Origin of the sequence: Caballeronia telluris (assembly GCF_001544495.1) — a bacterium.
GTDB lineage: Bacteria > Pseudomonadota > Gammaproteobacteria > Burkholderiales > Burkholderiaceae > Caballeronia > Caballeronia telluris.
In genome coordinates this window covers 259267-269796 of record NZ_FCNZ02000006.1, presented here as the reverse complement: position 1 = coordinate 269796, position 10530 = coordinate 259267, and the positions used below count along the sequence as shown (strand labels likewise).

The following is a 10530-nucleotide window of genomic DNA, read 5'->3' as shown; positions in this document are numbered from 1 at the left end:
ATGGCGCTCAGTATTGCAAATAATTCTTCGGGGGACAATTCGCAGAGACCGAAAGTATGAAGATGGCGAGTTGTTGCTCCACGCGTCGGTCGCGCGCTGACCGTTCCGCCCGCTGTCGCGAACAACGCGTGACGTCATGAATCAATCGGCCGTCAAAGCGCTTCAGGCGCGCGTCAACGCACTGGAAGCGCATAACGCAGTGCGTCGGACCATCTCGCGATACATGGCGCTGTGCGACGTGCCCGCGTTGATACTCGAAGGCGAATCGCTTGCCGCGCTGTTCAGCGACGACTCCGTATGGGAAGGCATCGGTCCGCAGTACGCAGACGCGTTCGAACACCTGATTGGCCGGGAGCAGATCGTCGCCATGCTTAAACGCTATCTGCCGCCCTCGCCTCATTTCGCCACCAATGTGCACTTCCTTACGTAGGAGCACATCGACGTCGAAGGGGACAGGGCGAAGGGTCGCTGGATCATGTTGCAGGCATCCGGTTATGTCGATGGCAAGGCGGAGTTGATCGCAGCACGGCTCGAAGTCGACTTCGCGCCTGCGCGAGATGATCGCGGCGGTGCATGTTTGATTCGACATTTCCGCACCGAGCGACTTTTCGATGCACCGTGCCAAGTCAATCCGGCTAAAGGAGTTCCGGCATGAGCGCGTTTCTGCAGCAGTTCGATCTCGGCGCGCACGACCGCGCAGACGCGCCGACGATCGCCAATCTAAACGAGGAATCAGCACCATGTCGAACCGAACAGTCTTCATTACGGGCGCCGCGCGCGGATTGGGCGCGGTCGTCGCCCGTCGCTTTCATGACGCGGGCTACAAGGTCGCGCTGGCCGAGCGCTGGGGCTCGATCGACGCGCTCGTCAACACCGCCGGCGCCTCGAAGGTCATCCCGGTGATGGAGATCACGGCCGAGCAGTTCGATCAGGTCATCGACGTGAATCTGCGCAGCGTTCTGTTCGGCTGTCAGGTTTTCGGCCAGTATTTCGCCGATCGTGGCGCGGGACGCATCGTCAATATCGCGTCACTCGCGGGGCAGAACGGCGGCTCGGCCACGGGCGCCCACTATGCGGCGGCGAAGGGCGGCGCCATCACCTGGACCAAGGTCTTTGCGCGCGACCTCGCGCCCTATGGCGTCACGGTCAACGCCATATCGCCGGGACCGCTCGATCTGCCTGTGGTTCACGAGAGCGTCCCCGCGGACAAGTTGCAGAAGGTGATCGCGGGCATTCCCGTGGGAAGGCTCGGCTCCGTAACGTATATCGCGGATGTCACCGTGCTGCTCGCTTCCGCCGACGCCTATTTCGCCAATGGCGCGTGCTGGGATGTGAACGGCGGCCTGTTCATGCGCTAGCAACCATGCGCCTGCGCATTCCTTTCGATTGAACGCTAAACACGAGTCTCATTCATGTCCGCCAATCTCGCGCACGCTTCCGTCGAACTCGATCATGCCCGCCAACAGTTTCGCCAGGCGATGGCCCATCTCGGCGCCGCCGTCAACGTCATCACCACGGCGGGGCCGCATGGCCGATGCGGCATCACGGCGAGCGCGGTCTGCTCGGTGACGGATTCGCCGCCTACGCTCCTCGTCTGCCTGAACCGGTCGAGCGCAATGCATGCCGTGTTCGACGGCAATCGCAAGGTCTGCATCAACGTATTGCCCGCTAGCCTGGAAGCCATCGCCCGGCACTTCGCGGGACTGACCGCGCTTTCGATGGACGAGCGCTTCCAGTTGCCCGTATGGGGCGACGGCGAGAACGGCGTCCCGGTGCTGCGCGGCGCGCTGGCGAGTCTGCAAGGCACGATCGTCGAAGCGACGGGGGTCGGTTCGCACGCGGTCATGTTCGTCGAAACGACCGGGATCAGGGTACGGACGGACGGCGACAGTCTGGTCTACTTCGATCGAAGTTTTCATCGGGAATGTCGACGAAGCCCGCCCGTCCGATTCAATCCGCCCAGTTGACGAGCCCCAGATGCGCGGTGATCAACACCGCGATACCGAACGCAATGCGATACCACGCGAACGGCACGAAGTTATGCGTCGCCACATAGCGCAGGAGCCAGCGAACGCACAGCCACGCGAAGATGAACGAGAAGATCAGCCCGACCGCGAAGAGCGGCGCGTCCGAGACGGACAGCAACGCGCGTTCCTTGTAAAGGCTATACGCGCCCGCTCCGATCAGCGTGGGAATCGCGAGAAAGAAACTGAACTCGGTCGCCGTGCTGCGCGAGAGACCGATCAGCATGCCGCCGATGATGGTCGACCCGGAGCGGCTCACGCCCGGTATCAGCGCCAGACACTGGATCAAGCCGACCTTGAATGCATCGACCGGCGACATGTCGTCGACGGAATGAATGCGCGCCGTGCTCGCCGGCCGGCGCTCGGCCCAGAGAATGACGAACGCGCCCAGGATGAACGAGGTCGCCACGACGGTCGGCGTAAAGAGGTGCGCCTTGACCGCCTTGCCGAACAGAAGCCCGAGGATCACGGCGGGAATGAACGCGATCAGCACGTTCGCGACGAAGCGCCGGGACTGTCCGTCGCCCGCGAGGCGGGCGGCGGTATCCACGAGACGGCGCCAGTAGAACAGGATGATCGCGAAAATGGCGCCCGTCTGGATCGCGATGTCGAATACTTTGGCTTTCTCGCTCGTGAAGCCGAGGAGCGAGCCAGCCAGAATCAGGTGACCCGTCGATGAAATGGGCAGAAATTCGGTCAGCCCTTCCACGATGCCCATGATGGCGGCTTTGGTTAGTAACACGAGATCCACGAGTTCCTCTTCACGTTAAGTTGAGGTGAGGAACCTACCACGTTCGCGATGACATATCAGTGCATCGGCGCTCGTTCGGCCACGGTGCGGCCGAAAGTTCGCGTCGCAAGCCGGTGCGACGGTTCACGCCGCCCGGATCGTATTGGAGATGGAGAAAATGTTCTCGCCGAAATGGACGAAATCCCGCTCCATTTCAACCTGCCATTTCAGGAAGTTGTGGCTATTGGATTCACGCGGAAGCATCCAGTCGTGCAGTTCGATGATCACCAACGGAAACGTGTTCAACACGTCGGAGTGCCGCGAAAAGAGGTCCGACTCGGCGCCTTCGATGTCTATTTTCAGAATGAACGGCGTTCCGCTCGATTTAGCCATCACGTCTTCCAGCGTGAGCGCGTCGACGGCGTAGGACCGCTCGGTGGGGTCCTCGCGCGTGCGGTATCCCCATGCCCCCACGCCTGGATCATCCAGATAAAGCGTTCCCCGTGTCGCCGCGATCGCCGCATTCACCGGCACGATCGACGGGAACGGCTTCGCATTGCGCTCAAGCAGCTCGAAGTTCGATGAGTCCGGTTCGATGGCGAGAATCCTGGCCTTGGGATAAGTGAGCGAGAACCAGACCGCAGCGGCGCCGATATTGGCGCCCGCATCGACGATGATCGGGTCCGGGCAAGCACCGTAAAAATCGAGAATCTCGTTCGAGCGGCGAAGATTGTCCGTCGCGTAATCGCGTCGAAAGAAAATCTGCATGCAGACCTCTCGATCTGCCACCAGCGGCCGGTAAACAAAGCGCTTCCCTTCCGGAAGCCGCAATCCGGACACGCCGTATTTGACGGTTCCCCAGGCATCGACGGGTTCGCTTCTTGGTTTCAGGAGTCGCACGAGCGCCGGAGGCAAGATGTCCTTGAGCGTAGCCTTAATTAGGTCATGCATCCTCGTTCTCCGCTTGAAAGTGGAAAGAACCGTCAGCGCCCGAACCGTTCGTTCATCGCGATCTTACTCGTCCGTTCGCCTAACGTTATGCAACGCTACACGAGTCTGCGAGCGACGTCGCAGATGCTATTTTTGGCTTTGCTCGTGGCAACGGACGTCGGCGCGAACGCTGGCGCGGGCGGCATACGACTCATGCATGGCGGATTCTCATGACATGTCGAGCTAACAAATCGCTTCAGGAAACCTAAACTTGATTCATTCTCGATCAGGGAAAATACCGATGTTTTGAACTCATCCTTGAGGCGAGAGGGGCGAGCGGTGAACGAGGACTTCCCGTGGGACTATCTGCTCGAGTACATCGAGGACGGCAAGGTCGTGCCGATCCTCGGCCAGGAACTCGTGCAAGCGGACTACCTGGGGCGTCATGTTTCGCTGCAACGACTGATCGCCGAGCGCCTGGCGGAGCGCGAAAAACTGTCGGTCAACTGGACGCCTTGGTTCGAACTCAACGACGCAGTCGGCGCATACCTCGAAAAGCCGCAGACGAGGCTCGCCGGACTTTACGATCGCGTGGGAAGCCTGTTGAAAGGCCTGTCGCCGCCGTTTCCCGTGCCGCCCGCGTTGAAGCAGCTCGCGCAGATCCGGCGGCTGGAACTGTTCGTCAGCCTCACCTTCGATTCCCTGATGGCGCGCGCACTCGATCAGGTCCGCTATGGCGGGCAGCCCGTCACGCGCGAGATCGAGTTCTCGCTCAACCAGTCCACTGCGGCCCAGACTGAAGCCTTGCTGCCGCGCTCGAACGCGGCGCCGGTCGTCTTCAGCCTGTTCGGCCGTGCGGGCGGCAAATCCGATTTCGCGATCCACGACGAAGACCAGCTCGAGTTCATCCACCGGTTCGTGAGCGGTGACGTGCCCCCGCCCGACTGGCTGCTCTCGGAACTGCGCAACAGCCACCTGTTGTTGCTCGGCACGCACTTCCCCGACTGGCTCGGACGCTTCATCCTGCGCGCGGCGACGCGCGATCGCCTGCGCGTCGCCCAGCGCGCGTATTTCAGCGCGGGGGAAGCCACGCCCTCGGAATCCACGCTGCCCGAGTTCTTGCGGCGCTTCGGACGCGAAACCGAGATCAACCTTTACGCGGGGACCGCCGCGGCCTTCGTCGCTGAACTGCACGAACGCTGGCTGGAGCGCAATCCGGAGACGTCTCGTGTCGAGGCAAGCCGACCCGATGCGGATTCGCGTGGTGCAAGCATCTTCATCAGCTACGGGCGGGAGAATCTGAACGAGGTGGAACGGCTGCATGCGTGCATCTCGGCGCTCGGCGGCGACGTGTGGTTCGACAAAGTCGAACTGGAGCCGGGCGATTATTGGGAGCGAAAGATCCTTCCGCAGATCCAGCGCGACGTGCGGCTCTTCGTGCCGGTGATCTCCGAGCGCACCGCGCAGCGTCTGCGCACCTCGGAGGGCTATGTCTTCCAGGAGTGGAGCGAGGCGTTCAAGCGCAAGCGCCGGATGCCGGGACGCAAGTTCATCATGCCGGTCGTGATCGACGCCGATTACACCGGTGATCTGAAGCGCTATCAGGCCCTCTACGATGTCTTTCCCGACCTGCAGGAGGTGCAGCCGGGACACGCACCCGGCGGCAAGCCAGACGCGGCGCTGGAGACATCGCTCGTCGAAGAGATTCGCGCCATGCGACGCGAGGACGCGAGATGAGCACGGCGGGCGGCTCGTCTTGGCCGCAACTCGACCCGCAGAATCCGTGGCCGGGACTGGCGTCCTACGACGAATCCTCGCAGGCGTTCTTCAGCGGCCGCAGAGCGGAATCGGACGAGCTTCTGAGACGCATCGTCGACGAGTCCGTCACCGTGCTGTTCGGCAAGTCGGGGCTCGGCAAGTCGTCGCTGCTCAAGGCCGGCGTCTTTCCGCGACTGCGCGACAAAGGTTATCTGCCGGTGTTCGTCCGGTTGCAGGTCCGGCCGGGCGCCGCGCCGCTCGTCGAGCAACTGTGTCTCGCGTTCTTCGAGGCGTTGCGAGCGCAGGAAGTGACGCATGAGCCGCTGGCAGCCGGACAGTCGCTGTGGGCCTACCTGCACACGCCGGGGCTCGAATTCTGGACGAGACTCAACCGGATGGCGCGGCCGGTGTTCGTGCTCGACCAGTTCGAGGAGCTCTTCACGCTCGGGCGCTCCATGCCGGCCGAGGTCGCGACGTTTCGCGAGGCACTGGCGGACCTGGCCGAGAACCGCATCCCGGCCGCGTTCGTGCAACGTCTGAAAGAGCGTGCGGGCAGCGATGAAGACATCGACAAGGAGGCGATGCCGTACAAGATCGTACTGTCGCTGCGCGAAGACTTTCTCGCCGACCTCGAAGGCTGGCGCCCGATCATGCCCTCGCTGCGCCGCAACCGCATGCGCCTCTTGCCGATGGGCACCGACCAGGCGTTGCAGGCGGTTTGCAACGAACACACGGACCATCTCGTCGACGAACTGCTTGCGCACCGGATCGTCGCCTTCCTGTCGCGCGGCGCGGCCGACGAGACCGACGTCACCGCCGACGCGGGCGCTCCGCGCACGGTCGAGCCCGCGCTGCTCAGTCTCTTTTGCCGCGGTGTCAACGAGCATCGCAAGCTGGCGGGCGCGGCGCGCATCACCGAAGCGATGTTCGAGGGCGAAAAGGACACCATCGTCACCGGGTTCTATCGCCGAAGCCTGAAGGTCTATCCCGACCGGGTCCGCCACTTCGTCGAAGAGAAGCTCATTACGGAACACGGCTACCGGAACAGCTACTCGGTGGACGACGCGATCGTCAATGGCTTCGTCACTGCCGAGGAGATCGCCGCGCTGGTGGACGGACGGCTGCTTCGTCAGGAGCAGCAACACGGCACGGACCGCGTCGAACTCACGCATGACATTCTTACCAAGGCCGCGCTGGAAGAACGCGACCGCCGCCGCGCGGATGAACGCGCGCTCGCCGAGCGGCGTCAAAGGAGCAAGCTGCGGCGCGTGATCGCGGTCAGCGGCGTGATGATCGCGGTGTTTTTCGGCCTTGCGCTGTCCGCGTATTTTGCGAAAAGGGACGCGCAGGCCGAGCGCAGCCGCGCGCAATCCAGGGAACTGGCGGCGCTCGCCGGCACCGCTCAGGACCCGGAAGTCGGCGTCCTGCTCTCGCTGGAAGGACTGAAGCGCGCCGATACGAGCGAGGCGCGCTCAGCGCTACTCGCTTCCGGGCAATATCTCTGGCCCTCGGAGACGCTGAGTCTGGAGCAGCTCGGCGGCGAGGCAAGGGTCGTTGCGCTCAACCCGGATGGCGATCTGCTCGCCGTCCTCGCAGGGACGTCCAGCCTGTCCGTGTGGGACCTGAGCGAACCGGTGCCGCGCAAGCTCTGGTCCTCCAGGCCCGATCTCGACGACGCCATGTTCATCGCGTTCAGTCCGGATCAGACCAAGCTGGCGGTCGCGCGCGCCGGCTCGGTCGATCTCTTCGACTCGCGCAGCGGTACGCTCGCGCGTTCGCTGCCGCAGACCGCGATTGCCGATCGCGCGCTCCTCGTCTTCAGCCCGGACGGCCGGTGGCTCGCGTCGATCCAGAAAGACGATCACATCTGGATATGGGACTACCGCGATCCCACCGCGGACGTCATGAAAGTCGCGGCAGAGGGACTGCTCGTGATCGGCCTTTCGCAGGACGGCAAGGTCATCGTCGGCGCCGGCGTCAAGGAGCGCTTGTTCGCGAAGCGCATCGAACGGCAGCCGAACGGCAACTGGGTCTCCACGCCGATCGACTTCACCCGCTGTCTGGAGCCGAAATCCATATCGCCGGGCGCGAAGACCTCTTCCGCCAACTTCAGGGCGACCACCTGCGAGTACACCGTGGCAGAAGGCAACGAGCCTCTCGGTGCGGGCACGAGCGACAACAGCCAGATCTACGACGTGGTGTGGAGTCCGGGTGGCGGCGCATTCGTCGAGTACCTCGATTCGGGCGACATCGTCGTCGCGGAGGAAAGGCCGAGCGCGGTGCACGGAGAGATCCGCATCAAGGGCGCAGAGCCCAGGCTTGCGGGCAACAACGCTGGACTCTTCTCGGTCACGGACGATACCGCGCGCGTCGCGATCGTCGCTCACGACGGTGTCGTTCATGTCTACTCGACGAGCAAGCTGCTGCTCTCGATACTCGGCGATCCAAGGGATTTCGACGCTTTGCCCGATGGCCGATGGGTCGTGCTCTCGCGTCGCGACAAGGCGTGGATCGATGTGATCGAGGTGCCGGCGACTGGCGGCAAGCAGGTCCGGCAGACGCGGATTCCGTTGCCCGGCGAGCCCGTGAAGTTGCGCATGACGCGCGACGGCATCGTCGCCGTCGTCAGCAAGGAGCAGCGCGACACGACCTACGTGCTCGACCCATCAACCGGCGCAAACCGGTTTGCGCCGGTGGCGGGCCGCGTCAGTGTCCTCGGCCGGGACGGCGAATTGCTGTTGGTCGCAGACCGGCAGTCCGGGCAGGCCGAGGTGATCCGAACCCGCGACGGCGCGGTCGTCACGCCCTGGAAGCCGCAGCCGGGAAGCGTCCGGTCGTCGTTCATTGCCTCGCCGTCGGGCACGGCGCTGGGCGTTTTGCGCAGGTCGGCGGCCGATCTCGCGCATGCGGAACTCGCAGTCTATGCAGTCCGCGACGAGCAACTCGTGCCGACGGGGCAAATCGTCGACCTGCCTCCACGCGCCACCGCGAAGATCGACGACGACGGCCAGTCGGCGATCGTGACGACGCACGTGACCGGCGATGTCGCCCGCGTCTGGCCGCTGTCTGCCTCCGCGCCGACGAACGTGAAGGATGTGGCGAAGTCGCATCCGGCGGCCAAGGAAGCCGCCAGCATGCGCGTCAGCCCGCTCGGACGATTCGAGATCCAGAGCTCTCCTGACGAGGGGCGAAACCGGACGCGCGGCTTCGAGGTCGTGCGGCGTCCGGGTGGCGCCCTGATCAAGCGCCTCGGCGACTCAAGCTGGAAGTTCAGCTCCGACGACCGGTGGCTCGCCTACTGGAACGCCAAGGGCGTCAGCGTGCTCGATCTGGCATCGGGCGACACGGCCTTCAGCCTCGACTTCGCGATTGTCCGCGGCGTCGATTTCAACTTCCGCAATAACATTCTGGCGATCAGGCTCGACTCGGGAACCATGCTGGTTCCGCTCGATCGCGCCATGATGGAGCGCTTCGCCCGCTCGTTGACCAAGCGCGAACTGAGCGCACAGGAGAAGTGCGCCTACGGTCTTGGCGACACGAACTGCCGGGAGCAGGTAGCGATCTCGCGCACACGCGGCCCCGCGCAGCAGTCCGCGCCCGGCAAGCCTGCGAAGGCGTCCGAGGCCGGGGCGGAGTAGTGCGCGGCGGCCTCAGCCCGTCAGCGTATCGACGAGCAGTTTGACGTTCAGCACCACGACGACGCCCGCAACGAGCCACGCCAGCCACGCGACCCAGCCCGGCACGACGAACGCGCCCATCTTCCGCTTGTCGGAGACAAAGCGCACGAGCGGGACGATCGCGAACGGTAGCTGCATCGAGAGAATCACCTGGCTCAGCACGAGCAGTTGCGCCGTGCCCTTCTCGCCGTAGAGCGCGGTGACCACGACCACCGGCACGATCGCGATGCCGCGTGTAATCAGCCGCCGCGCCCAGTTCGGAATGCGCAAGCGGAGAAATCCTTCCATCACGATCTGCCCGGCGAGCGTCGCGGTGACGGTCGAATTCAGGCCGGAAGCAAGCAGCGCGAGCGCGAACAGCGTCGACGCGATGGAAAGACCCAGAAGCGGCGACAGCAGCCGGAAGGCGTCGCCGATTTCGGCGACGTCCGTGTGTCCTGTCGCGTGAAACACGGTCGCCGCGACGATCAGGATCGCCGCGTTGATGAAGAGCGCGAGCATCAGCGCGATGGTGCTGTCGGCGGTGGCCCAGCGGATCGCGTCGCGGCGGCCGGCGTCGCTCGGTTCGTAGGCGCGCGTCTGCACGACCGACGAATGCAGATACAGGTTGTGCGGCATCACGGTCGCCCCGATGATGCCGATCGCCACGTAGAGCATCTCGGGATTCGTCACGATCGACGGCGACGGCACGAAGCCGCGCAGCACGGCGGCGAGAGGCGGCGCCGCGGCGACGATCTGCACCGCGAAGCACACCGCGATCACGACGAGCAGCGCGATCACGAACGCTTCGAGAAAGCGAAAGCCGCGGTTCATCAGGAGCAGCAGCAGGAAGGCGTCGAGCGCGGTGATGAGCGCGCCCGCGATCAGCGGAATGCCGAACAGCAGTTGCAGCGCGATCGCCGTGCCGATCACTTCGGCGAGGTCGCACGCGATGATCGCCGCCTCGCACGCAAGCCACAGTGCCAGGTTCACCGGCTTCGAATAATGGTCGCGGCAGGCCTGCGCGAGGTCGCGCCCGGTCGCGATGCCGAGGCGCACCGCGAGCGCCTGCAACAGGATCGCCATCAGGTTCGAAAGCAGGATGACCGCGAGCAGCGTGTAGCCGAAGCGCGAGCCGCCGGCGAGGTCGGTGGCCCAGTTGCCCGGGTCCATGTAGCCGACGGAAATCATGTAGCCGGGCCCGGCGAACGCGAGGAAGCGCCGCAGCCACAAACCGCCAGTGGGCACGGCGATCGACGAATACACCTCCGGCAGGCTGTGCCGGAAGGCTTCCTCGGGCCGCGCGTGTTTCCACGCAGGCGGCTCGGAAGGCGGTACGGCAGAGTCTCGGACGTCGGGCATTGATGCGCGCTCCAGCGCTGTCGGCGGGTCTGCTCCGCAATATGCGCCGGGCGTGCCGAAGATTCAAGCG

The 10530-nt window shown here is 64.3% G+C and carries 7 protein-coding genes and 1 pseudogene; 5 read left to right on the top strand and 3 right to left on the bottom strand.

The window, feature by feature from the left end:
* Window positions 1-136 precede the first annotated feature (136 nt).
* From AWB66_RS10490 to hpaC, 3 genes and pseudogenes are all read left to right on the top strand, one after another.
* A pseudogene (locus AWB66_RS10490) lies at window positions 137-655 on the top strand (nuclear transport factor 2 family protein).
* An 85-nt stretch (window positions 656-740) separates the two neighbouring features.
* A complete protein-coding gene (locus tag AWB66_RS10485; protein ID WP_087630220.1) occupies window positions 741-1358 on the top strand; it encodes an SDR family NAD(P)-dependent oxidoreductase in 618 nt (205 codons plus the stop codon).
* A 54-nt stretch (window positions 1359-1412) separates the two neighbouring features.
* Window positions 1413-1967 (top strand): 4-hydroxyphenylacetate 3-monooxygenase, reductase component, encoded by a 555-nt coding sequence (gene hpaC, locus AWB66_RS10480; RefSeq protein WP_087630219.1) that lies wholly within the window; start codon window positions 1413-1415, stop codon window positions 1965-1967.
* Here hpaC and AWB66_RS10475 read toward each other — a convergent pair.
* Both AWB66_RS10475 and AWB66_RS10470 read right to left on the bottom strand, forming a co-directional pair.
* On the bottom strand, window positions 1951-2775 hold the full coding sequence (locus AWB66_RS10475) for an undecaprenyl-diphosphate phosphatase (protein ID WP_087630218.1): 825 nt from the start codon (window positions 2773-2775) through the stop codon (window positions 1951-1953). The two genes, hpaC and AWB66_RS10475, sit on opposite strands and share 17 nt — an antisense overlap.
* Before the next feature lie 123 nt (window positions 2776-2898).
* Complete coding sequence (locus tag AWB66_RS10470; RefSeq protein ID WP_087630217.1) at window positions 2899-3705, bottom strand: FkbM family methyltransferase; 807 nt, start codon at window positions 3703-3705, stop codon at window positions 2899-2901.
* Between the two features lie 318 nt (window positions 3706-4023).
* On the opposite strand from AWB66_RS10470, the gene AWB66_RS10465 reads away from it, so the two are divergent.
* Window positions 4024-5421, top strand: coding sequence for a toll/interleukin-1 receptor domain-containing protein (locus AWB66_RS10465; protein WP_087630216.1), 1398 nt, complete (start codon window positions 4024-4026; stop codon window positions 5419-5421).
* Entirely contained in the window at window positions 5418-9080 is a 3663-nt protein-coding gene (locus AWB66_RS10460) for an nSTAND1 domain-containing NTPase (RefSeq protein ID WP_087630215.1), read from the top strand. Before AWB66_RS10465 ends, AWB66_RS10460 begins: the two co-directional genes overlap by 4 nt.
* A gap of 12 nt (window positions 9081-9092) precedes the next feature.
* Here the strand turns inward: AWB66_RS10460 and AWB66_RS10455 are convergent, their stop codons facing one another.
* Window positions 9093-10460, bottom strand: a complete 1368-nt coding sequence (locus tag AWB66_RS10455; RefSeq protein WP_087630214.1) for an Nramp family divalent metal transporter — start codon at window positions 10458-10460, stop codon at window positions 9093-9095.
* Window positions 10461-10530: the final 70 nt, after the last annotated feature.

Bases quoted from the DNA above. Each gene is read 5' to 3' on its own strand.
- AWB66_RS10485 (WP_087630220.1), top strand. From the start codon at position 741: ATGTCGAACCGAACAGTCTTCATTACGGGCGCCGCGCGCGGATTGGGC.
- AWB66_RS10460 (WP_087630215.1), top strand. From the start codon at position 5,418: ATGAGCACGGCGGGCGGCTCGTCTTGGCCGCAACTCGACCCGCAGAAT.
- AWB66_RS10455 (WP_087630214.1), bottom strand. From the start codon at position 10,460: ATGCCCGACGTCCGAGACTCTGCCGTACCGCCTTCCGAGCCGCCTGCG.
- hpaC (WP_087630219.1), top strand. From the start codon at position 1,413: ATGTCCGCCAATCTCGCGCACGCTTCCGTCGAACTCGATCATGCCCGC.
- AWB66_RS10470 (WP_087630217.1), bottom strand. From the start codon at position 3,705: ATGCATGACCTAATTAAGGCTACGCTCAAGGACATCTTGCCTCCGGCG.